Consider the following 24,092-nt stretch of genomic DNA (forward strand, 5'->3'; position numbering starts at 1 on the left):
ATTAAATTTACTATACTTTCGTTCTTTTGTATAGGAAATTCGTCACATCATTCTGCATTTCCCGACAAATTATTCACTGCATCCACTCGAATGGGCTCCTCCGGAGCTTCAACTGGGGCCGGTGGCGTTGGAGATTCGAACGTAACAGATCCGATTTTGCGGAATTTCTCGTACCGATCCTGCTTCAGCTGATCCCCGCTCCAGCCTTTCATCTCTTCCAGATGACGAACCAGAGCTTCGCTGATGGCTGCTGCAGCACCTTCATAATCCCGATGCGCACCACCACGTGGTTCAGGAACAATTTCTTCGATAACTTCCATCTCCAGCAGATCCTTGGCTGTTATCTTCATCGCTTCTGCTGCCTGATCTGCCTTGGACGCATCTTTCCACAGGATGGACGCTGCACCATTCGGAGAGATCGCTGAATAAATGGCATGCTCCAGCATGAGTACACGATTGCCTACAGCCAAGGCGAGTGCGCCGCCGCTTCCACCCTCACCGATAACCACAACAATTACAGGCACCGTGAGCTTCGCCATTTCAATCAGGTTACGGGCGATGGCTTCCGATTGACCTCTCTCTTCTGCAGTATTACCCGGATAGGCTCCTTTAGTATCAACAAATGTAATAATTGGACGACCAAATTTGTTCGCCTGCTTCATCAGCCGCAGTCCTTTGCGGAAACCTTCCGGATGCGCGCTCCCGAAAAAGCGGGCGATATTATCCTTCGTATCTTTCCCCCGCTGTTGTCCGATGACGGTTACCGTTCTTCCATTCAGTTTCGCAAGGCCGCCAACGACGGCCAAATCGTCGCCAAACATCCGATCACCATGAAGTTCGATAAAATCGGTAAAAATCAGCTGGATCAGGTCAAGTGCAGTTGGACGCTGTTGATGACGCGCCAGATGCATTTTCTGAGCTGCCGTTATGCCGGAATAAATCTCTTCTTCAAGTCTATGATAACGTTCCTCCAGGCGGGCGATTTCATCAGTGAAATCAATACCCTTCTCCTGTCCAAACTGTACAAGCTCCTCAATCTTTTTGCGCATCTCAACCAGAGGCGCTTCATATGGCAACTCACCCGCCATTTAGACCCCTCCCTTTTCGCTGTGCATATCCAGAAGCTTGGCAAGGGTCGTACGAAGTTCCTTCCGGTGAATCACCAAGTCCAACTGACCATGCTGCATATTAAATTCTGCCGTCTGGAAATCATCAGGCAGCTTCTGACGAATGGTTTGCTCAATAACAATTCGGCCGGCAAAGCCAAATACAGCACCTGGTTCAGCGATGTTAATATCGCCCAGACTGGCGAAACTCGCTGATACCCCACCGGTGGTCGGGTCCGTGATGACCGAAATATAAAGGCCTCCTTGTTCATCCAAACGAGCCAGTGCCGCACTTGTTTTGGCCATCTGCATCAAGCTGAGGATACTCTCCTGCATCCGCGCTCCACCAGAGGTTGAGAAAATAATCAGGGGCAATTTTTTCTCCGTCGCGTGCTCTACAGCACGAGTAATTTTCTCCCCTACAACAGAGCCCATGCTGCCTGTGAAGAAATCAAAGCTCATGACAGCAACAACTACAGGTAAACCTTCAATCGTTCCTTCTCCTGTAATTACAGCTTCCTTCAAGCCTGACTTCAGGCGCTGCTGCTCCAGCTTGCTGCTGTATCCCGGAAAACCAAGCGGATCAACCGAAACCATGTCGGCATCCAGCTCAACAAAGCCTTGCTCGTCCAAAACCATGGCAATACGCTCCATGGCATTCAAGCGCATGTGATAGCCGCAAGCAGGACATACTTTCAGATTTTTCTCCAATTCCTTACTATATTGAATCGTGCCGCATTTGCTGCACTTGTTCATAAGTCCTTCAGGGATTTCACGCTTTGGACGTTCTACGACTTCCTGGCCTTCGCCACGAACCGCACGCTCGGAAGGTATGGTAGCGTACTTCCGTTTTTTCTGGAATATATCTTTGAACACAACTACACCTCTCCAGCCGTTGATTTGATAGCCGCACCCTGCATACATCGCGAAAAGCGACTTCTACAGAGGTACTGCGGTGAACCGTTTACGACCCACACGCTGCAATGGGCCTTGTCCAGGCATTCACAACAAAAAAATCCGCCGGCATAAGGCAAGAATCAGTGGCTTCTATCAGCACGATTGATGTTACCTGTATTACCGAAAGATTGTTGCGCGAAATACTTGAACTTGTCTCGGTAGGGTCTCCGGGAGCAGCCTGGTCAGTCCATAGCCTAACAAAAAAAGAAGGAAGGACAGCAGCATACAATACATGCAAGTCGATTCCTCTCTCCGCTTGCGCGGTCAGCCCCTTATGTACCGATGGTACTTTCTTCTTCGCCAAGGCACCTCTGATGTTGAATCAAATCAGGAATGCAGAATCGAATTCAGCACTTCCTGGACTTCTTCCAATTCCCCAGAAGGGACGCGAATCTCAAATTGCTGCTTGGATAAACTGATGGGACGGGTCTGTACCAGAAAACCTTCTTCCGAAAGCTTGGTCTTAATCTTGTCCGCAACCTTTGCTGTCGGTGCAATGTAAATCACCGTCCACATGCCATGTCCGCCCCCTAAGCTAATGTTCAGAGCCCGTATATTGGACTAATGATACCATACCTCCGTTTTTTTCTGCAAGGAAGGGTTCAGGACCTTAGGGGAGAAAACGGGATCTTGGGGGACATTTGTCCCACTAGGATAACCGATACGCTTAACACTCCGTCTGATATTTTGGCAAGGGAGATAAGACGTTCAGATTTTCCAGGGCAGCACCTGCCGCCCTGAATGTCCTGCAGCTAGGGAGGAAATTATTAATCGGTAGGGTATTTTTTAGCATTGAGATTTTTGTGGGCAATACGTGCGGAAGCCGCAGCAGCCAGACCGGCGACCAGATCATCCAGGAAGACATGAATGCCTGATCCATCTTCATTCAGATCGTGAATGACGCCTATTTTTTCTTTATCCAGGTAACCAAAACTGGTTAAACCAATCATGCCATACACATGGGTAATGCCAAGGGCCAGAGTCTCGTCCACTCCATACAGGGATTCATCCGCTTCCATAATGGCCTGCAGCGGCTGGGGCAAGAGACGTTTTTCAGCCAGCTCATCCAGAGCAATGCCAGTATACAGCGTATACTGAACCTCTCTTTTTTGTAGTACCGACTTCACACTTGTTACACAATCATCCATAGTCAGTTCCGGGTGGTACCCTTTTTGCAGACGATATACAATTTCAGCGATTGCATCAATCTGTACACCCCGCCGGGCCAGCATAGCTTCTACGATTTCATATGACATATCTCGACCTCCCGCATCGCTCCCCCGAGGACCGCGAGGTCCTTCGGTGTTCTCAAGTGTATGCGGCTACCCAGCAAAACGTTCATAAAAAAACACAAATGGACTTCTGTCCGGGGTTAAACGGGGCTCCCAGGCAGCTGTCTCACTTGGTTTGACCAAACAAAAGAACCCGTCCGGCATAACCGGACAGGTTCCTCCTTTGGCAATGGGCGCTGCCAAGGCCATTACTTGATTTTAACTGTACCCTCGCCCAGCATCTGCTCCATCTCGGAGAACAGTGTAGGAGACGGTTTAATCCGGTAAGCATCGCTTAACGCAAGCAGCTTCTGCTGCTGCTCATAGAAAAGTACCGTTGCAACCGGACCCGGATGCTGCTGGAGCAGCTGCTTCAAACGTGTCAGCAGTTCCGGTTTCTCGGACTGTGGAGTGATCTTCACGAACACCCGCTGTTGTGCGGGCTGAGACCGGCGAATCTGGTCAGATCCACTGGCAGAAACGGTGCTGCCTGGCCGCGATGCAGGCGTTGCCTCAGCCTTGCCTGCGCCTTCCTCTCGGTGCGTTGCTGGCCCTCCGCCTGCGCTGCTGCGTACAGCTCCAGCACCCGCACCGGCTGGCTGCCGTGCCGGTGCCGCCGGCCGGGAAGGACTGCCGCTGCCGGGCTTCCCGCGCCGTTCGCGGCTGCGCAGCTGCTGTTCCAGTGCCGCCTGTGTGAGCGGCGCCACCTCCTCAGCCAGCAGCTTAAACCCTTCGTCCTGCTGCTGCACTTTGGCACGCACGACGAGCAGTTCGCCTTTCCCGACATGCTGCTGGCTCCGCCGCCATACTTCGGGAAAGAGAACCACTTCGCATCGTTCAATCTGGTCTTCCAGCTCCATGAACGCCATGGCCTTGCCCTGTTTCGTCGTGATGGACTTCACGGACACCACCATCCCGGCAGCGACGGCCATCGTATCGTCGGCTGCTTCGGTCAGCTCCATAATCCGGTCCGCCCCGCTCGATTCGAGCACATCTTCATAATCATCAAGCGGATGACCGGATAGATATAGACCCAACAATTCCCGCTCGAGCTCCAGCTGCTGAGTGGCCGAATACGCAGGGATCTGTGGATATTCAATCTCCCAGTTGGGTGTCTCCACAAAATCAAACAGCTGAATCTGCAGATCCTCGCGCTCCTTGCGCCACTTCAGAGCCGCTTCCACCGTCTCGTCCAGCATTGCGAGCAGCTGCGCCCGGTGTCCAGGCAACGTGTCAAAAGCTCCCGCCTGAATCAATGATTCAATGACACGTTTATTGCAGACACGCAGATCAACACGGCGACAAAAATCGAGCAAACTGTCGAATGGGCGCTCCTTGCGGACGAGCATGATACTCTCCATAGCTTGGGTGCCGACATTCTTCACAGCAGCCAGTCCAAAACGGATAGAACCGGATGCAAATACCTCAGCTTGCTTCTGGTCCACTCCGCCGGATAAACCCGTTTCATCCTGATCTACATGTTTTATCGCCGACGCTTCACTACCGTTCCCAGATAATCCCTCTTGTTTCAGGTCTTCAGGAATTACGGTCGAAGCTTGCCAGCCATATGAATCATCATCTTCTTCGGGCATTGGGCCTGGGTCATCCGGCAATGGTGCATCACCATATTCTTCCTGGCCGGGATGATCATACAAATGATTTACGGTGTTGCTCCCATTGTCCATGTCGGACCTGTCAGTCAGATTGTTCTCCGGTTTACCGGTTACTGCAAAGACTGGAGTAAACAGAATGCCGCTCTCGTTGACGTCAGGCGGCAGGACTTCAATTCCCATACGTCGACATTCCACGACGTATTCCGCAACCTTGCGGTGACTGCCCATAACAGCGGTCAGCATGGAAGCCATAAAATGAACCGGGTAATGAGCCTTCAGATATGCGGTCTGGAACGCCAGTACACCATATGCCGCGGCGTGGGCACGCGGGAAACCGTAGTTGGCAAACTTCACGATCATGTCATAGACCAGGTCCGCTTCTTCCTCGCTATAGCCTTGTTTGAGACTGCCCTGAACGAAATGTCCACGTTCCAGATCGAGCACTTCCCGTTTCTTCTTGGACACGGCTCGGCGCAGCAAGTCTGCTTCCCCCAGTGAGAAACCGGCCATGCGTGAAGCAATCTGCATGATCTGTTCCTGATAGACGATGATGCCATACGTATCCTTAAGAATGGATTCGAGATCGGCATGGGGATAATCGACCTCAATCTGTCCATGCTTGCCCTGAATATACTTGGAGATGAACTCCATTGGACCCGGACGATACAAAGCGAGAACGGAGATGATGTCTTCAAATACCGTCGGCTTCAGATCCTTCAGCACACGACGCATGCCCGCTGATTCCAGCTGGAATATGCCCATCGTGTCGCCACGGCCAAGCATCTCATACGTCTTTGCATCATCATCCGCGATATAGCGAAAATCCGGAACTTGGCCTTCTTCCCCGATCCAACGCAGGCAGCGTTCAATAATGGAAAGGGTTCGCAGTCCGAGAAAGTCCATCTTGAGCAGCCCAATTGACTCCAGATTTTCCATCGAGTATTGGGTTAGTGCAGTGCCCTCGCTTCCTTCCTGAAGCGGAACGGCATCGGTCAGAGGATCGCGAGATATCACGACCCCGGCAGCATGCGTGGACGCATGGCGCGGCATGCCTTCCACCTTCATGGCCATATCCAGAAGCTCACGAGTTTTCGGCTTTGTTTCATATAATACCTTGAGTTCAGGTGTCGCTTCCATGGCACGCCGGATGTTAATCCCGAGCTGTGCAGGAATCAGCTTCGCCGCCTTATCCACCTCGCCATAAGGTACATTTAACGCTCGCCCAACGTCCCTGACTGCTGCGCGTGCAGCCATTGTACCAAAGGTAATAATCTGTGCCACATGTGCTTTTCCGTATTTGGCTGCGACATAATCAATAACCTCATCCCGCCGCTCATCGCTGAAATCGATATCGATATCGGGCATGGAAATACGTTCAGGATTCAGGAAACGTTCAAAGAGCAGGTTATATTTCATCGGATCAACATCGGTAATATGCAGTGTATAGGCAACAAGACTTCCCGCCGAGGAACCCCGGCCTGGGCCGGTAACGATTCCTTGTCTGTGGGCATAAGCGATAAAATCCCATACGATCAGGAAATAATCCGAGAATCCCATATTCTCGATGACCTGAAGTTCGTAGTTCAATCGCTGCTCCAGCTCGGAACGAAGGGCCGAATCCGTCCAGCGTTCTGAGCCCGAATATCGTTCCTCCATGCCTTTTTCACAGAGCTCTCTAAGGTACTGAGAAGGACTCTGTCCCTCAGGCAGCGGTCTGTATTCAGGCAGGATGGACTTGCCAAATTCCAGCTGCAGTTCACAGGATTCGGCAATACGAACCGTATTCTTCAGCGCTTCTTCCACATGAGGGAACAAGCGGGCCATCTCCTGCTCACTTTTCAAATACAGCTGATTGGTACCAATCCGAAGACGACTCTCATCATCAACGGTTTTCCCGGTTCCGATACAAATGAGCACATCCTGAAGTTCAGCGTCCGCTTCGGACAGGTAATGCACATCATTGGTCGCTACAAGCGGAATATCCAGTTCCTCGGCTAGACGGATCAATTGGGGATTGACCCTTTTCTGCTCGGCGAGGCCGTGATCCTGAAGCTCCAGATAGAAATCAGGACCAAAAATATGTTTATAACGAAGCGCAGCCCGCCGGGCCTCTTCTTCCCGTCCATGCAGCAAATGCTGAGGCACTTCTCCTCCCAGACAAGCACTCAGACAGATAATTCCCTCATGATGGGCAGCCAAACTCTCCATGTCAATACGTGGCTTGTAATGGAAACCTTCCAAATGCCCAATAGAGCATAATTTCATCAGGTTGCGGTAACCCGTCATATTCTTCGCCAGCAAGATCAAGTGGTGAATGGGCTGATCCTTGCGGCTGCCCCGCTCCTTGCGGGACCCTGCGGTCATGTATGCCTCACAACCGATAATCGGCTTGATGCCTCGTTCGATACAGGCTTTATAAAAGGGAACAGCGCCGTACATGACGCCGTGATCGGTCAATGCGAGTGTGGTCATCCCAAGATCTGCGGCCTGGTTCACGAGATCCGGAATACGCGCAGCGCCGTCCAGCAAACTATATTCACTATGAACGTGCAAATGCACAAAAGAACTCATGTTCGTTACTTCCTTTCGCCGCGGATAGCTGCAGCATCTGTCTTCAGAGCCCAGCTGCTGCCTATCTTTCTTCTATATGAATACAATAACTGAATACAATTTCAGCACGTACAACCGTACTTTATTATTCTATTTTATCATATCGTCCGGGGGCACGCCCATACAATAAGAGTACAAGCCGCTCCCCCTGTTTCGGGCCACTGACAGGAGGTGCGCTGCTGGGTCTGAAAGGGGTGTTAGCGGGTGAGCACATTTTTATCCAAAGCCATTCTTGATTTCTTTATTGCGTTTGGCATTGTGCTGGGCGGTGCGATGATCGGAGGAATTGGTGCTGTTATCTCTCTCCAGCCTCCGACTCAGACGATGCTTGATATTTCCGGCAAAATCAAGATATGGGCGCTTGCAGCCGCAGTTGGGGGCACCATCGATCCGATGCGTGTCATTGAGAGCAACGTTCTCGACGGCAATCTGTCTCCAGCGGTCAAGCAAATTTTGTATCTGATCTCGGCCTTTATGGGCGCTCATATGGGAACCGAACTCGTAAAATGGGTATGCGGCGGAGGGCGGGGTTAATATGGCACCGGGATTGAGCACATGAGGATTCCACCTTTTTCACGCTACCGCCCGCTTATACGCATGACAGCCGTGTTTGTCCTGGGAATGATCGCGGGAAGCGCTGTATACAACGGTGTATTTCACCTGAGTTATAACAAACTCTGGCTAACCAATCAGGAGTTGCAGCTCCAGCTGCATCAGAATGAGGAGGATATCAAAACGCTGAAAAAATACAGTAAACGGCAAACCGTCATTAAGGAAATTAAGGTGCGCGCTGAAGAGTCTGACAAAGGTCCGGACGAAGCATCTCTCAAAATCATGCTGCAGAAGCTGGGGGACGAGCTTGAGGTTCTTCGTGGTCGTGATGTGTTTAATATCGATGAGTACAGCAAAATGACACGCATCATGCTGAATCAGAAAGTATACACGGTAAGGGAAAAACAATATACGGTCCAAGTCAAAACCATGCTCGTTATGGAAGGCGTACTTCAGGTTTGGGTACAAATTCGGATGCACGTTCCGGCTTAACTACTGGGAAGCAGGTAGAAAAAACTGCCCTTGTCCCTGGCTCGCGTGGTACAATAAGGGTAGTAAATGCTTTCCAGAAAAGGAGCTGCTCATTCGTGTTGATTGATGTTCTCAAGTACGTCCTGATCGCCATATTCGCTCTAGCCATGGTCTGCTCGGCGCTGAACAGCATTCGTTCGTACCGGGCCGCGAATGCCGCTGACGCTGGCCTTTACCGTTCATGGACCAATATTTGGATGGGTGGCATGCTGATTGTATTGTCCGTAATCCTCATGTTTGTCTTCACCGGATCGAGCCTCTCTATTGTTGTGGAAGCGCTCTTTCTGATTATTGGGGCCTACAATCTGTTCGCTGGTTTGCGCAACCGCAGCTACTTTGCCCGTCTACGGGAGCACAGCGGAAATCAGTCAGGCAGCGCGTCCAGGCAATCTGTTTAATGCACGCAGTTAAAAACGAAAAGAGGATATTCCACTCATCGATACATGTCTGAATGCCGGCGTGAACAGCAGTTCGACATGACAATAGTGGGGATATCCTCTTTGTTATATATTTGAAAGCAGTGATTCACTGATCACCTGAACTAGGCGTGGTCAATGGATTGCAGCGTCATGACCGCTTTGCATACGACATTTCCTTCACGGGTAATGACAATGTCCATTTTGCAGGTTCGGCGGCTCGTCTCCAGAATGACGGGTCGAACCAAAATCTGATCCTCAATCTGCACCGGATGGACAAAATATGTCGTCACATTATCCACGACATAATCGTTGCCCGTAACATCCCAGGCAGCCCGCCGTCCCGCCTGCGTCATGACGTTCAGCAGTACCCCTTCAGAGATCGTGCCCAGGTCTGTCGCCATCTGCGGAATAATGAATCCATGAAACATCAATTCATTCTGTTCTCCGCGTTCCTCCGCAAACCCGTTCCAGATCAGATGATCAAAGGTCTCGCCGAGCTGAGGCTGCTTCTGCGCGTCGCGCATGGCCTGCAGTACTTCCTTCCGCGTAATCGAGGCAATTAGCTTCCGATTGCGATCCACAATGGGCAGAAAGTCAATGCCTTCCCAAGTCATAATTTGCGCGGCAGAAGCCAGTGAGGTTTGCAGCGAGGCTGTAACCGGGCGGCGCACGACGCATTTCTCAATGCTCTGATCTTCCAGAAGTTCGCTCACATCCTTCAGGCTGACAATGCCGATAACACGATTCCATTCGTCTACTACCGGGAAGCGATGATCTCCCGTTTCGGCAACCAGCTTGTGAAAATCAGCGGCAGAGCTGGTGACCTTGAGCACTTGAAGACGGGGCTTCTGACCGATAATATCCTCCACAAGCATGATTTTTTTCTTGATCAATCGGTCAAAGATTGCTCGGTTAATCATGGAAGCCACGGTGAATGTATCATGTCTGGAAGAAATAATCGGCAGTCCCAGCTCGTCAGCCAGCAATCGGACTTCACGACTTGTGCCGAATCCGCCGGTGATGAGTACACCCGCTCCCTGCTCAAGCGCAAGTGAATGGGCATTATCCCGGTTACCTACAATAAGCAGACTTCCGGCATCTATATAGCGGGCCATGGCCTGCTCTTTCATCGCACCAATCACATACTTGTGGAGCGGTTTGGCCAAGCCATCACTGCCTCCGAGCACATGACCTTCCACAATGGTGACCACATCGGCAAAGGTCAGCTGTTCTGACATGCCGCGCGGTCTCTTTTCGATCCGTACCGTTCCAATCCGTTCCTTGGTTACCACCAGCCCGAAGTTTTCTGCTTCCTTGACTGCCCGATATGCTGTCCCTTCACTTACGCCAAGCTCTCTTGCCAGGCCACGGACCGATATTTTACTGCCGACTTTTAATTGCTCGATATGCTGCAGCAGCTGTTCGTGCTTCGTTACATTCTCTTCCTGTCCGTCCATCTGTACCACCCCCGAAGATGAATCTGTACTATTCTGTATCTATTATAACACGCTCCGAGGAAAATAACCCCATCCCCCCGCTCTTCGTTTATCAACGCAAAAAGACCGATTACCCTTCGGATTGAAGGATCATCGGTCTTCGGATTCTGTCCTGACGCCTTGATGCAAGGCTTATACAGACTTGCTCTGCTCCTGCTTGTCCACCAGCTTCATCTCCCACTGCCGCAGCTTGGCCCGGCGAACAGCTTCCAGTGCACGCTTCTTCTCTTCATCTACACCGAGAATGAAATGAAGGTGCGCACCAATGATTAATAGGGAGAACAGCACCCATACGATGCCAAAAATATTAACCCAGTCCATTCCACCAGCGAAGGAAATTCGCGGCAGCGCGATAACCAGCATTGACAGAGCGATAAGCAGATAGATCACATGTTTTGCCTTTTTCAACCTTTTCACCATACACAGCTCCTTCGTTCTTGATCGACTCTATATGTCTAGTCTATGAACGGGAACTGTGCAATATGAAAGATTCAGACAAATAACCTGTTTAACGTCTTACGCCTCAGCACCGCCATACAGATGGCCCAGGCTGTCAGCAATAATTTTGTTCACATCTTCAATAATCACGCTCAGACGACGCTCCGCATCGAATAGGCGACGAATGTTGAGATTCAGGCTCAGTACCTCAAACAGCTTCTCCATTTTCTCCATCTCATCCGGTGCCGGCATGTCGCCGCTCATCATGCGCTGCTGTAATTCCATTTGTTGATCACGGAAGCTGTCCAGCATGCGTTTCGCCTCCGGATCAGCTTCGATCAGCTTCATCGCGGAAGTAATCTCTTCCACCTCGCTGCTTTCTCTCAGTGCTTTGGCCAGATCATTGGCTTTGTCATAAATATTCACTATTATTCCTCCTCAATTTGGATTGTTCTGCTGCTATTCAATCATTCCCTCATTTTTCTCGTCGCAACGTTCACCCGTGTTTATACACGCATTTCTCTTCTCTCAAACAATGGCTGACCCAGACAGGTCATCGATTCCGATGTCAAATCAATTGCATTTAATCCAAATGGGTCAATCACCAAGGGGTATATGTCCTCATATGATGAAGCACATGCCATGTTCAGATGCCGTTCAACTTCGAGATCAGACATCAAGTTGCCGCCCGGAAGGAGATCCGTGATGTCCACTAAAAAAGTAACGATTCAGGTTACCGGCTCGGGCATCCTGCAGGACGACGTCATCATGCTGGGCGAAGGGGTGCTCAAGGCCCTTAAAATCCCTTCGGGAAGGCCGCTTCAGCTTCAATTCGGCTCTTACCGCCGTGAAGTCACCGTTATTCCGGTTCCTAGATATGACGGCCTTCGCATCAATCAGACGGTAGCCAGCAAGACCGGCCTGGTTCCCCGTTCGGTCCTGAGTGTATCCTATCGTTCAGCCAGCCGTACGCTGCGCCTTGGACCCTTCATCAGTGTGCTGGTAAGCCAGGATTATCCCGATCAGCCCGATCGGCCCTTTGGCTCCATCACGATGTTCTGTCATGAGCTGGTGAACGCCTGCCGTAAGCAGGGCGCCTATGTATCCTTTTTCACGCCAGAGGATATCGGAGCGGTAACGGGTCATATTCAGGGCTGGGTGTATGATGACGGCTGGAAAAAGACGGTTCTGCCCATTGCAGACGTCGTCAATAACAGGCTGACATCCCGTAAGCTTGAGAACAAACCTAGCGTACAGCATTTCATGAAAGAAGTAAAATCTCTCTACGGCACACAAACCTTTAATGAAAAGTTCCTGGATAAAAATGAAGTGTTTGATGCCTTGAAGTCCATTACAACACTCAAAAGGGTCCTGCCGGAGTCTCATCTGCTGAAGTCCTCTGCCACGCTCAAAACGATGTGCACCCGGTATCCGGTTGTATTTCTCAAGCCTGTGCGAGGTTCGCTTGGCAAAGGAATCATCCGGGTCTCCCGTCAAATTGACGGCAGTTTCCTTACACTCGCAACCAGTGTTGGGGGCACCCGCAAACAAACGTATACTTCCCTGGATAAACTCTATGCCAGTCTGTCCGGAAAAATGAAAACGACGCGATACCAGATCCAGCAAGGCCTATCTCTCATTGATAATAGCGGCCGGCCTGTAGACTTCCGTGCCCTCGTACAAAAAAACAGATCAGGCAAATGGAGTGTAACATCCATCGTAGCCCGCATTGCTGGAGGCAGCCATTATGTATCGAATCTAGCCCGCGGTGGAAGCCTCAGTACCGTTAAGGAGGCCGTGGCCAAAACCCAGCTTCCCGCATCGGCCAAAGCTTCGGCTTATGCCAATCTTCATACGGCAGCGCTCGACATTGCCAAAGGAATTGAGCATGCGATTCCGGCCCATTTCGGTGAACTTGGTATTGATCTTGCGATGGATACCACTGGTCGTGTCTGGCTGCTCGAGGTTAATTCGAAACCGTCCAAGAATGACAATACGCCACTGAGCGAGAGTAAAATCCGGCCCTCTGTCAAAGCCATGCTGGAATACTCCACGTATCTGGCCGGATTCTGAAGAGTGATCCATTACAGGAGGTGCATTTCGATGCCATCATCGCCGCAAACATCAACCATAGCCATTCTGGTCCGTGGTGCTGAGGGATCACCGCCGTTCTCGGATGAACTCTTTTGCCGTCGTCTCAGTTTGGAGAGTCATCGCTATAACTTGAATATCATCGTGCTGCCCATATCCGCTGATCGAGATAACCCTCTACCAGAAAAAGGATACATTTACCGTAAAGGACAATGGAAAACAGCTCCTGTTCACGGGGTGCAGATGCTGATGGATCGCTGCCTGCTGCCACTTCCAAGGCGATGGAGACAGCAGCTTCATGAACTTGCTTTATCGGGCAGCGGGCACATCAGACCCTACTGGTCTGTTTCCCTGCCGGGTAAATGGAAAGTCCACCGGGCACTGTCTCGGGAAAAACAGCTGAGCAGACTCCTCGTCCCTACCGTACTCCTTCAACCTCATGCTCCATGGGAGCAGTGGCTGAAACGATGGCCCAAGGGACTTTTCTTCAAGCCTGTTTCAGGAACCCATGGCAAGGAAACATTTCGTCTCATCCAAGAAAATGATACCCCCACATGGGTTATTGAAGGCAGAGATCAGGACAATGAACGTTTTCGGCGTAGATTTTATACACCTCATGCGCTCTCAACCTGGCTTGAATCCAAGTTTTCCAGTCGCCGGATGATCATGCAGCCATATCTGGACCTGAGTCATAATGGGCATCCATTCGACATCCGTGCCCTGGTGCAAAAAAACAAACACGGGCGCTGGACCCTGACGGGATGCATGGTTCGCGAGGGTGCCGAGGGCTCCCTTACCTCCAATTTGCACGGCGGAGGAAAGGCCTATCCAGCTCACTCTTATCTTATCGATCGATACGGAAGTATGCGTGCCAACACCATTCTAGAAGGGATCCATCATGCTGCTGCTCTAATCCCTCCCTTGCTGGAGAGTCAATTCGGCAGACTTGCTGAATTGGGACTGGACTTTGGAGCAGATTCGACAGGTCGTCTCTGGCTGCTTGAGGTCAATTCGAAGCCAGGACGCTCTTCATTCGCAGAGGCAGGCGACCGACACATGCAGACACTGACATACACCCAGCCGCTTGCCTATGCTCGTTATTTGCTGCAACAACATGTTCTCACGGACGTCGTTCGTCCAATGAAAATGCCGAATACATCCAGCACAGCTGGCCTGAAACCCATCCCGATTCAAGGCGGCTAGGCCCGCAGCGCCCGCTTGCCATGGAGCCGAAGGATTTTTTTCAGGATAGGAGGATAAATCATGAGTTTGACCTTTTGCAATCTGCATTTTACGCAGCAACCGGATAAAGTGGTTTATGTATCCAACGCATTAATGAAAAGTCTGAATCTATCCGGCAAAAAAACGATACATCTGCGGTTTGGGCGAGACCGGGTGCCTGCAACCATCAAACCGATCAAGAAGGCAGGAAAACATCTCTATCTCGCCTCGGGCATACGCAATCTGATGAACGTTCCCAAGCGGGGCAGCATCTATCTGCGCAACCTGCAAAATGATGAAGTCCAGCTCGGTCCACTAATTGGAGTATTGTCCGATGGACCTGCAACGAGCTCGAATCCGTTTGGCTCCCGTACCGGGTTCATCAAGCAATTGCTCCGGGAAGGCAGCCGTAAATCCTATATCTATGCGTTCACTCCAAGGGATATTAACTGGCAGAATGAAACGGTATCCGGTTTTTTTCTGAACGAAAATGGAAGCTTTGTTCGGAAAACGGTCCCTTTGCCAGACGTCGTGTACAACAGGTTGCCTAGCCGCCGTTCCGATTTCTCGCCTGCCATCAATCAACTGAGGGAACGGTTTGTCCGTCGTAAAATCCCATTTTTCAACTGGAGCTTTTTCAATAAATCGGACATCTACAAGCTGCTGGAGAATGATCCTGAAGCAGGTAGATATATTCCAGAATCGATCACCAATCCGACTGTCGAACAAATGAGAGAAATGCTGGAACGACACCAGTTTGTATATTACAAGCCGACGGCGGGAAGTCTCGGTAACGGAATTTATCGGTTGACCTATTCGCCCAAACGCGGATATTTCGCACGCTACCGGAAGAAAGGCGGCAATGCCCTTCTACGCTTCGGTTCATTCAACGGCCTAATGCGCATGCTTCAGGGCAGGCACGGAAAACAGCTGCGAGGCTACGTCGTACAGCAGGGGATCCGGCTCATTGAGATCGATGAGTGTCCGATTGATTTTCGCTTCCATATGCACAAAAATGGGAGCAATCAATGGGTCGTCGTCGGTATCGGAGCCAAGAAAGCTGGTCGGGGCAGCGTGACTACCCACATCAAAAATGGCGGCTCCCTGATGACCCCTGAACAGGCGCTCAGCCGTAACTTCGGCGAACGTGCGGGAGAAGTGCTGCAGCAGGCCAAATCCGTCGCTATTACACTGGCCCAGGCGATTGAAACCCAGCACCAGCATCTGATTGGTGAGATTGGCTTTGATCTGGGCATTGATCAGGAGGAACATGTATGGATGTTCGAAGCGAACGCCAAACCCGGGCGCTCCATCTTCCGTCACCCTTCACTCCGGGTGGAGGGAAAATCATCGGTGGAGCACATTTTGGAACACTGCCTGTATTTGAGCAAATTCCGGAAGAGGGACGGCATTTGATGAGCCTTCATGATGATTTCAAACCTGTCATTGCCGTGTTGACCATGCACGACGACCACCGGGGATTCAGGGGAAACCATCAAAATTTTCTGGACATTATACAGACAGGCGAAAACATGGGTTATCAGGTGTATATCGTAACTGTAAGAGATCTGAACGTGAGTGGTCCTACGGTTAAGGGCTATACGTATAACAAAGGGAGCGGAAAGTGGACTTCACAGTCCTTCCCTCTCCCTCATGTGCTGTACAATCGCATTCCCTATCGGGAAGATGAGCGAAAGCCCTCCGTTCAGCGGAAAATTGAGGAATGCATGCAAGCGGGGATCGAGCTGTATAATCCGTTTTTCTTCAATAAATGGGATCTGTTCGAATGGCTGAAGAAGTCCAAATCCACCCAGCATCTAATCCCTCATACACGCCGGATGCGAAGTGCTACTACGCTGGGTACGGTGCTGCGGGCATTTCCCTATCTATATCTGAAGCCGGAGAGCGGAAAAGCGGGAAAAGGCATCATGATGCTGAAGTTTCAGGAAAAGGAACGTCTGCCGTTCCGGCTCAGAATACAAAGCTCCCGAAAGAGCACCACGTATAAGACAGCAACGCTTGCGAAGTTATGGTCTCGCATTCGCCGGGAAACCGGGCATACACCTTATATCATGCAGCAAGGAATCGAACTTGCCTCATCCCGCAAACGCCCCTTCGATCTGCGCGTTCTGGTACAGAAGAATGGCAAAGGACAGTGGAGTGTAACAGGGGTGGGTGCAAGACTGGCGGGTTCACGAAGCATTACAACCCACGTTCCACGCGGAGGCAGCGTCGAAGATCCCGAGAAGCTTCTTACCGAACTGTTCGGGGAAGAAACAACAACTGCACTAATGAAAAAGGTCAGATCGACATCATTAACCATTGCCCGTCAGGTTGAACGAGGCTCTGGCCATACGCTTGGGGAGATGTCTATGGACCTTGGCATCGATGATCTCGGAGAAATCTGGTTCTTCGAAGCCAATGCGAAACCGATGAAATTCGATGAACCCCAGATTCGTAAAAAGTCATTGGAACGCATTTTCCAATATAGCGCCTATCTGGCCCGCCAGTCCAAACGATAATGGAAAGGAATAACAGCTAAAGAAGGTGATTGTTTGTGTCCTCACCTGTTCTAGGCATTATGACGTTGTACTTAAACGAACATCGCGCCTTGGAAGAACGGAGCATCTACCGCAGAATGATCCTTGAAGGACGCAAGCGGGGACTCGACATTTACGTGTTCACACCTGCGGATGTACATCCCGGTGGCAAACAGATCGAGGCGATGGTCTTCCATTCGGAAAAGGGATGGTCCAGGGAATGGCGCCCATTTCCGGACATGATCTTCGACCGCTGTCGCATACAGCGAAATCGCAGATTCCAGCAGCTGCTCGCCTTTCGCGAGAAATACGGGCACATGCTTTTCCTAAACCGGCCGCTTCGCAATAAATGGACCATACATCAGACGCTCTCGGCAAGATCCGCCTTTCGTGAACATTTGCCGGAGACCGTTCTGTTCCAGGATATGTCTGATGTCAATCGAATGCTTAAAGCTTCTTCGCTGATCTATTTGAAGCCCATAAACGGAACAGGCGGACGTGGAATCCTGCGGATTGAACGCAACAGTAGCGACGCCAACATGGTCCTTGTTCAGGGACGTGATCAGAAACGGCGTATCATTACCCCGCGCAAGGTCCATTTATCAAGGCTTGGTTCTCTGCTCCAGCATTGGAACATGAAAGATAAATATTTGGTTCAGGAAGGTATTCAGCTCCAGCTCCCAAATGGCCGTGTGCACGATTATCGCATGCTTGTACAGAAGAATGGCGAGGGAGAATGGGAGCTGACCGGCTGTGCTGGGCGCATGGGAGCTGAGAAGAGTGTAACATCGAATCTGCATGGCGGCGGTCAGGCTGTTCCCATGCACCGATTGATGAAACAATGGATCACCGATGAGGAACTGAGGGATGAGATTAATGCCACAGCCGAGAAACTCGGCATTTCAGTGGCCTCATTCCTGGAAGATACGTACGGTGATCTGTGTGAGCTTGCTCTGGACTTGGCGATTGACAAGGATGGCCGCATCTTCCTGCTTGAAGTGAATCCCAAACCGGCACGAGAGGTATTTGCACGGATTGGTGAGCGGAATATCTATTACAAAGCAATTACTCAGCCGCTGGAGTATGCTCTCTGGGTGTACCGCAACCGGACGGTTAGTACTCCGAACAAGGTGAAAGTAACCAAACCTGTAACCGGTAAGACCACCGCAGCCCGGAGGTCCCGGAAATCAAGATTAAAGTAGCCGTTTCACTTTGGATTCGGCCTCCATGCAATCTTAAATCGATACTCATTGCATATCAAAGAGCCTTTATCTCCTCCTCGCCCGTTTGACAGGCTTCGGAGATAAAGGCTCTTCAGGTTTTGAACGCTGATTCAGATCAGTTCTAGATGTAGTGCTGCTTGCTATTCAGCTTCTCTGTATAGACGAGTAAGCTCGGTAAAGTCAGAGATTAATACATCTGATCCAGCAAGTTCTTCATCACGACCGAAGCCGGCATATGCACAGCCAATGACAGTTTGCCCATTCATTTTTCCTGCTTCAACGTCGGACGAGCGGTCTCCTACCATCCAGGCATCCTGAATCCGGTGTTTTTCGAGGAGTATTTGTACCAGGTTTACCTTGGAAGGTGTCTTGTATTGTCCTGCACTGTATACGCCTTCGAATAAAGGCATAATCTCGTGTGCAAACGCAACTCCTTTGACATAGTCCTCCAGTCCATTACTCGCAACAAACAAACGAACACCTTGTTCCTTGAGGGCTTGAAGCGTCTCTTTTACATGCGGGTAAAGCTGGGAACTTCCCTGGTCAAGTCCCTCGATTTCCAATTGAAGCAGCAATTCATCTGCACGACGATGTGCCGCTTCAGAAGCTTCCGGCATGACCACTTTCCATATATCTTCGAGCAGCATACCCAAACTTCCCAGCATCCGTTCCTCGGGAGGTGTCTCCCCTTCGAAATGTCCTTCGGCACGCAGTGTATCAAAAAGCTTTTGATAAGCAGGCAACAGCAGGGTCTCTGTCTGGAACAACGTTCCGTCCATATCAAAAATCATCGCTTCCGGTTTTCGCAATACAGTCTCTTTACTCATTTCCAGGATTCGTTCCTTTCGGATTGAAATATGTAATCAGCATCATACCCTTTCCATGATAAACAAAAACGTTTGGCAGTGTAAACCGAACACTGTAAAAGGTTTATTCGTCACGTCTTACTTATCCGATACAAACCATATACAAAATATAAACGAACTATGTACAAACTTACTTTCATAACGTATAATACTGAAAAATAGTTCTTAAGACTCCCAATCCATAAGTCCTGCAAGTTGCCTTTTTTCAAGTTTTTTCGACAAATACATATAACCAAAAGAAAGGAAAAGGAATCATGAAGAAACGGAGAACATTCAAAATTTTTTATAAAATCGGGCTGGGTTACCTGCTTGTATTGGCGGTACTGGCTGGAAGCATTTTACTGATTCAGAACAGTATTGGCCAGCTGCAGGAAGAACTAGATTATCTCGTCGATCACGATATGAAAGTGCATGCCTTGACGTATGAATTGGAGAAAAACATGGTGGATATGGAGACAGGACAGCGTGGTTACGTGATCACTGGACAGGAAAATTACCTGGAGCCCTATACAGCGGGAAAAGAGCAGCTTGTCGAGCTCAAGGAGCAGTTAGCGGGCCTTATCTCCAATAACCGGGCTCAATTGACATTATTGCAAGATATACATAGCTCCATGAATGACTGGATTCAAGTAGCCGGGGAGCCAGTTGTCTCCCTGCGTCAGGCTAATGATCTCGATGCCATCCGTCAGTTTTTTGCAACAGATCCAGGCAAAGCAGATATGGACGAGATCCGCAGTTCCCTGATTACTTTCCGGAACAACGAGCTGGCTTTGACAGAAACACGTACAGAAGCATTAAAACAGAAAAATATGATTCTGAACTGGGAACTATACGGAGCTCTTATTCTTGTTGCCCTGATATCGATCTTTGCAGCACTAATTTTGTCCCGTGCCATTGTCAAAAACATTCGTACCGTTACCCATGCGCTGAATGACATCGGTTCCTCCAACGGTGACCTGACCCTGCGCATCGCTACCCCGATGAGGGATGAAACGAGAGAACTCGCCGAGTCTGCGAATACGATGCTGTTTGGTTTGCAGCAAATGATGCTGGACATCCAGCGCAATGCCAATGTTCTCAGCACCGCATCGGATCGTATGGATAAAGGCGTAGCGGACAGCCACCTGGCCAGTAAAGAAGTAGCCACAGCCATGGAACGAGTCGCTGAAGGGGCAGATGAGCAGGTTGCTCTTACCCAAACGATGGTCGCTGCAATGCAACAATCCCAAACCGGACTCAGCCGGGTGGCCGCATCTGCTGCAGACGTGGCTGAACGGGCGGTACGTACCGAATCCATAGCCATCGATGGGCAGCAGCGCATTGACAATGCGGTCGGCAAAATGGGAGTTATTGAACAATCCTTCCTCTCTGTACAGGAAGCCATTAATGATATTTCCAAGATGTCCGATCAAGTCATTAACATTGCAGATGCCATGTCAGGGATCGCCAGACAAACCAATCTGCTAGCATTGAATGCCGGAATTGAGGCAGCACGTGCAGGAGAAAACGGACGCGGTTTCGCAGTTGTCGCAGCAGAGATTCGCAATCTTGCGGATCAAAGCGCCACATCAGCCAAGGAAATTACGAGCATATTGGAAACGGTGGTCGCAGGTGTTCATAGCACAGTGGATGTTGTAGATGAGAGCACGGTTCATGTTAACGAAGGTCTGCGGACCATCGAGGACGCAGGTCATGCCTTTGCAAATATTACACAGCATATACATGACCTCAGCGGTCAAATGATGGATGTATCCGCGGTGGTTGAAGAACTCACATCGGGCAGCGAGGCCGTCATGAATTCCATTAACGAAGTATCCATCGTTGTGGAAGAAACCGCATCTGCTACGGAGGAAGTATCTGCCATGACCGAAGAACAGCTTGCCTCCTTACAGGAAATGAGCGACACTTCCAAACAGCTGAATCAAATGTCCGATGCACTCGACGAACTGGTAAAACGATTCAAGCTGGCTTAACCGTGTGCTTACAACAGCTAAAACAAAAAGAGCAGCTTCCACTTAAGGCAGCTGCTCTTTTTGTATAATTTATTTCTGCAAGAGTATAAATTAGTTAAGCTTATTGTTGCTTTCAGCATCTAATCCAAGACGGCAACACTACCGACTAGCGGCGGATCTGGATCGTGTTCCCCTCCGGATTACGCAGAGCTTCCAACACCAATTGGGCACGGTATCCGTCGTTAAAATCATACGTTTTCGCCGGCTGCCCCTGAATACGAGCGATTACATGCTTGAGAACTGGCAGCTCTCCCATCGATTCATCTACCTCTACGGGTGCAAGCGGCTGGCCAACTGGCCCCATCATCAGTTCTTCCCAGTTTTCCAGAGCGATCGTGCCTTCAGTTCCGTAAACGACCATGGATACTCGTTCCTTACCTGCAAAATGAGCCATTCCATTAAGCTGAATACGAGTTCCGTCCTCCAGCTTCATTACAGCCTGTACCTCATGTTCACATTCCTCCGCATTATCGGGGTACTGGACTTCGCTGCTTACCTCTGTAATTGGGCCAAACACATGCTGTATCATATGGATCCAGTGGATGCCCACTTCAAGGATAAAGCCCCCCTGCTCACGGCTTGAAATCCATGAATTCTGCTGCCATGCACGCGGCCACTGAGGGAATTGCAGAATCAGCTCTATTTTGCGAATCGCACCTATGCTGCGCTGCTCCACCAGTTTCTGCAGCTTCATTACAGAAGGTTCATGAGGCATGGAGAAATGAATGGCATGAATTACCCCTGCCTGCTCCGCGGCCTCAAGCATCTCTCTCGCCTCTTCTGTACTGTTCGCCAGCGGTTTCTCGCAAAACACATGGATCTTCCGCTTTAAAGCCTCCATGACGACAGGATAATGAAATTTAGGCGGTACAGCAATGTACAATAGATCAATTTCATGTTCATTCAGCAGCTGCATGTAATCGCTATATGCGCTAATTTCTGCATGGGCATCAGCAAAGTTGCTAAGCGATTCATCGTGTGCTTCACATACGGCTACAAGCTTAATACTTCCATTCAGCTCTGCTTGCTCCGCCTGTTGAACCATATGTAAACCCATCTTTCCTAACCCGATCACAGCCATTTTTAATCGTGTCACTATGTCTCCTCCAATCTGATTTCCATTATAACAGAAGTTAAATGGGGTCCGTTTTCTTACGTTAACATGCAAAGAGAAGCATATAGCTCAATGCTTATGATCAATTAAAGGTTACGTCTATATCTGATGTCTTTATTTTACATATAATGTAAATCATTCTCGTTAGGTCATTGGTTGCAGGAATATATAACCATTCTATTTTCCTATATCTATTAAGCAGTTAAGCGTTACCAACTTAAGAATCAGGTACTTTTGCTTATAAAAATAAGTTGACAAAAAACCACATAAAAAGATAACCTTCGTAATAACAAGGATATATTTCCTTTTACAACCTTAGACAAGCACTTGCATTCGAAAAAAATTGGATTATACCCTATGGGTCTTAAAACCTATTTTATGAAGCGAGGTGTCCCGCATGAAAACCGTTGCGGACTATTTGGCAGAAACGCTGCACAAGCTTGGTGTTACTCACGTCTTCGGTATTATTGGAAAATCGATATGCCCTGCTGTTCTGAAGATGGTGGACCACGGCCTAGAGTTCATACCAGGTCGCCACGAATCCAGTTCAGGATTTGCAGCAGCTGGTTACGCTCTCCAAACCGGAAGGCTGGGTGTTGCATTCGCGACTTCAGGTCCGGGTGGAACCAATCTTTTAACCGCTGCAGCTCATGCCAAAGCCAATAACCTTCCGGTGTTGTTTATTACCGGGCATCAATCCATTCAGGAATTAGGCATTCCACAGTGCCAGGACTCTTCCTCCTATCTGGCCGATCTCGCAGAGATGTTCAAACCCGCTACGTTATTCAGCAAACTGGTGGAGCGTGGGGACCACTTCGGCACATTGCTCAATCATGCTCTCTCCATTGCACTTGGCCCGAACAAAGGTCCGGTTCATCTGTGTCTACCCTTTGACGTTCAGACCGAACTGCTTGCTGAATGCCGAATTGTCATGCCTGAACCCGAGCCTCTAGTTAGCATCTCTAACCTTAATCGAATTCTTCCCCTGCTTCACAAGTCCAGTCACCCATTAATTATCGCAGGCAAAGGTGTCAATCGAGCCAGAGCTCATGACGAGCTATTGCAGCTTGCAGAACAATTCCAAATTCCTGTCATCACGACGCCCGGTGGGAAAGGAGCTATCGCCTGGAACCACCCGTTATACCATGGACCATGTGGTGTCGGGGGCTTCCCCCATGCCGATGAATTGCTCAACCAAAGTGACCTCTATATCGTGCTTGGGTCGCGGCTGAGTGACATGACGATCTGCAATCTCAAACCGGAGAATCATCCTGAACATCTCATTCAGTTCGATTCGGATCCTGCCTTTGTCGGTAAAATACTCCACTCACAAACCTTACATATTACTGGCGATCTAAAAGACAATCTGCAGTTTCTGCTGGGTACCCTGGCCGAATATGAAGCTCCAGAGAGAGAGTCGACGGCAGTAGACTATACGGTCCCTCTGCCAATGCTGCCTAAACTCTCCCTTGCATCGATTTTGGATGAACTGAGCGATATGCTCCCGTATGATCATACCTTATTTGTTGATGACGGAAGTCACGGCTTCCATGCTGTTCAGCGTTATAAAGTGAAAAAACCTGGCAGTTTTGTATTTGACGCATACTTCGCCTGTATGGGGAATGCCATTGGTATGGCGATCGGCGCCAAGGCAGCAGCACCAGACGAGACGATCGTCTGTATAACAGGCGACGGATGCTTCATGATGCTCGGAGCCGAAATCAATACCGCTGTATGCCACAATCTGCCGGTCATCTTCATCGTAGTGAATAATAAACAGCTGGATATGGCGCTCAAAGGCATGCAAAAAACAACAGGCCGGATCGACGGGACCTTGTTTGAAGTGCCTTTGGATGCGTCGAAGTTTGCTGAAGCTCTCGGCGCAGCTGCATTTCGGGCAGAAACACATGGCGAGTTCACCGCTGCACTCAAGGCAGCACAAGAACTGAAACAAGTCGCTGTAATCGAGCTGTTGACGGATCGCGATGAGATTCCGCCTACGGCCCATCGTACCGTGAATTTGAACTAGGAG

The 24,092-nt window shown here is 49.9% G+C and carries 20 protein-coding genes; 10 read left to right on the top strand and 10 right to left on the bottom strand.

Annotated elements, in window-relative coordinates:
- Positions 1-47: 47 nt before the first annotated feature.
- From AC3WQ3_RS22275 to AC3WQ3_RS22295, 5 genes are all read right to left on the bottom strand, one after another.
- A complete protein-coding gene (locus AC3WQ3_RS22275; RefSeq protein WP_492473598.1) occupies positions 48-1,088 on the bottom strand; it encodes an acetyl-CoA carboxylase carboxyltransferase subunit alpha in 1,041 nt (346 codons plus the stop codon).
- A complete protein-coding gene (gene accD, locus AC3WQ3_RS22280) occupies positions 1,089-1,982 on the bottom strand; it encodes an acetyl-CoA carboxylase, carboxyltransferase subunit beta (protein ID WP_336779419.1) in 894 nt (297 codons plus the stop codon).
- 408 nt (positions 1,983-2,390) lie between these two features.
- Positions 2,391-2,579, bottom strand: a complete 189-nt coding sequence (locus tag AC3WQ3_RS22285; protein ID WP_017689496.1) for a hypothetical protein — start codon at positions 2,577-2,579, stop codon at positions 2,391-2,393.
- A 251-nt stretch (positions 2,580-2,830) separates the two neighbouring features.
- Positions 2,831-3,319, bottom strand: a complete 489-nt coding sequence (locus tag AC3WQ3_RS22290; protein WP_095288131.1) for a phosphatidylglycerophosphatase A family protein — start codon at positions 3,317-3,319, stop codon at positions 2,831-2,833.
- Positions 3,320-3,543: 224 nt separating this feature from the next.
- Positions 3,544-7,518, bottom strand: a complete 3,975-nt coding sequence (locus AC3WQ3_RS22295) for a DNA polymerase III subunit alpha (protein WP_492473599.1) — start codon at positions 7,516-7,518, stop codon at positions 3,544-3,546.
- A 243-nt stretch (positions 7,519-7,761) separates the two neighbouring features.
- On the opposite strand from AC3WQ3_RS22295, the gene AC3WQ3_RS22300 reads away from it, so the two are divergent.
- The 3 genes from AC3WQ3_RS22300 to AC3WQ3_RS22310 all read left to right on the top strand — a co-directional run bounded on the left by AC3WQ3_RS22300 (position 7,762) and on the right by AC3WQ3_RS22310 (position 9,038).
- Positions 7,762-8,091, top strand: a complete 330-nt coding sequence (locus tag AC3WQ3_RS22300; protein ID WP_095288133.1) for a YtrH family sporulation protein — start codon at positions 7,762-7,764, stop codon at positions 8,089-8,091.
- Positions 8,092-8,112: 21 nt separating this feature from the next.
- Positions 8,113-8,601 (top strand): sporulation membrane protein YtrI, encoded by a 489-nt coding sequence (locus tag AC3WQ3_RS22305; protein ID WP_492473600.1) that lies wholly within the window; start codon positions 8,113-8,115, stop codon positions 8,599-8,601.
- A gap of 95 nt (positions 8,602-8,696) precedes the next feature.
- Positions 8,697-9,038, top strand: a complete 342-nt coding sequence (locus tag AC3WQ3_RS22310) for a YtpI family protein (protein WP_492473601.1) — start codon at positions 8,697-8,699, stop codon at positions 9,036-9,038.
- Between the two features lie 143 nt (positions 9,039-9,181).
- Here AC3WQ3_RS22310 and AC3WQ3_RS22315 read toward each other — a convergent pair whose 3' ends face one another.
- From AC3WQ3_RS22315 to AC3WQ3_RS22325, 3 genes are all read right to left on the bottom strand, one after another.
- Positions 9,182-10,516 carry a DRTGG domain-containing protein gene (locus tag AC3WQ3_RS22315; RefSeq protein WP_127536532.1) on the bottom strand — a complete coding sequence of 445 codons (1,335 nt, stop codon included), beginning with the start codon at positions 10,514-10,516 and terminating at the stop codon, positions 9,182-9,184.
- Between the two features lie 171 nt (positions 10,517-10,687).
- Positions 10,688-10,975, bottom strand: a complete 288-nt coding sequence (locus tag AC3WQ3_RS22320) for a hypothetical protein (protein WP_076289792.1) — start codon at positions 10,973-10,975, stop codon at positions 10,688-10,690.
- Between the two features lie 96 nt (positions 10,976-11,071).
- A complete protein-coding gene (locus AC3WQ3_RS22325) occupies positions 11,072-11,419 on the bottom strand; it encodes a YlbF/YmcA family competence regulator (RefSeq protein ID WP_095288137.1) in 348 nt (115 codons plus the stop codon).
- A gap of 279 nt (positions 11,420-11,698) precedes the next feature.
- Between AC3WQ3_RS22325 and AC3WQ3_RS22330 the strand changes: the two genes are divergently transcribed.
- Genes AC3WQ3_RS22330 through AC3WQ3_RS22350 form a run of 5 tightly spaced genes read left to right on the top strand, consistent with a single transcriptional unit; the run spans position 11,699 to position 18,047 of the window.
- The gene (locus AC3WQ3_RS22330; RefSeq protein ID WP_336779417.1) at positions 11,699-13,066 is read left to right on the top strand and encodes a YheC/YheD family endospore coat-associated protein; all 1,368 of its coding nucleotides are present in this window, start codon (positions 11,699-11,701) and stop codon (positions 13,064-13,066) included.
- Between the two features lie 30 nt (positions 13,067-13,096).
- Positions 13,097-14,287 (top strand): YheC/YheD family endospore coat-associated protein, encoded by a 1,191-nt coding sequence (locus tag AC3WQ3_RS22335; protein WP_492473602.1) that lies wholly within the window; start codon positions 13,097-13,099, stop codon positions 14,285-14,287.
- A gap of 60 nt (positions 14,288-14,347) precedes the next feature.
- Positions 14,348-15,721 carry a YheC/YheD family endospore coat-associated protein gene (locus AC3WQ3_RS22340; protein WP_095288141.1) on the top strand — a complete coding sequence of 458 codons (1,374 nt, stop codon included), beginning with the start codon at positions 14,348-14,350 and terminating at the stop codon, positions 15,719-15,721.
- Complete coding sequence (locus AC3WQ3_RS22345; RefSeq protein ID WP_154896045.1) at positions 15,721-16,827, top strand: YheC/YheD family protein; 1,107 nt, start codon at positions 15,721-15,723, stop codon at positions 16,825-16,827. Before AC3WQ3_RS22340 ends, AC3WQ3_RS22345 begins: the two co-directional genes overlap by 1 nt.
- Positions 16,828-16,862: 35 nt before the next feature.
- Positions 16,863-18,047 (top strand): YheC/YheD family endospore coat-associated protein, encoded by a 1,185-nt coding sequence (locus AC3WQ3_RS22350; RefSeq protein ID WP_336779415.1) that lies wholly within the window; start codon positions 16,863-16,865, stop codon positions 18,045-18,047.
- 161 nt (positions 18,048-18,208) lie between these two features.
- Here the strand turns inward: AC3WQ3_RS22350 and AC3WQ3_RS22355 are convergent, their stop codons facing one another.
- Positions 18,209-18,895, bottom strand: a complete 687-nt coding sequence (locus tag AC3WQ3_RS22355) for an HAD hydrolase-like protein (protein WP_095359022.1) — start codon at positions 18,893-18,895, stop codon at positions 18,209-18,211.
- 293 nt (positions 18,896-19,188) lie between these two features.
- On the opposite strand from AC3WQ3_RS22355, the gene AC3WQ3_RS22360 reads away from it, so the two are divergent.
- Positions 19,189-20,907 (top strand): methyl-accepting chemotaxis protein, encoded by a 1,719-nt coding sequence (locus AC3WQ3_RS22360; RefSeq protein ID WP_492473603.1) that lies wholly within the window; start codon positions 19,189-19,191, stop codon positions 20,905-20,907.
- A 145-nt stretch (positions 20,908-21,052) separates the two neighbouring features.
- Here the strand turns inward: AC3WQ3_RS22360 and AC3WQ3_RS22365 are convergent, their stop codons facing one another.
- Positions 21,053-22,042 carry a Gfo/Idh/MocA family protein gene (locus AC3WQ3_RS22365; protein ID WP_492473604.1) on the bottom strand — a complete coding sequence of 330 codons (990 nt, stop codon included), beginning with the start codon at positions 22,040-22,042 and terminating at the stop codon, positions 21,053-21,055.
- 415 nt (positions 22,043-22,457) lie between these two features.
- Between AC3WQ3_RS22365 and AC3WQ3_RS22370 the strand changes: the two genes are divergently transcribed.
- Positions 22,458-24,089 (top strand): thiamine pyrophosphate-binding protein, encoded by a 1,632-nt coding sequence (locus AC3WQ3_RS22370; protein ID WP_336779412.1) that lies wholly within the window; start codon positions 22,458-22,460, stop codon positions 24,087-24,089.
- The last annotated feature ends 3 nt before the right edge of the window (positions 24,090-24,092 follow it).

Source organism: Paenibacillus sp. FW104-T2 (assembly GCF_058789975.1).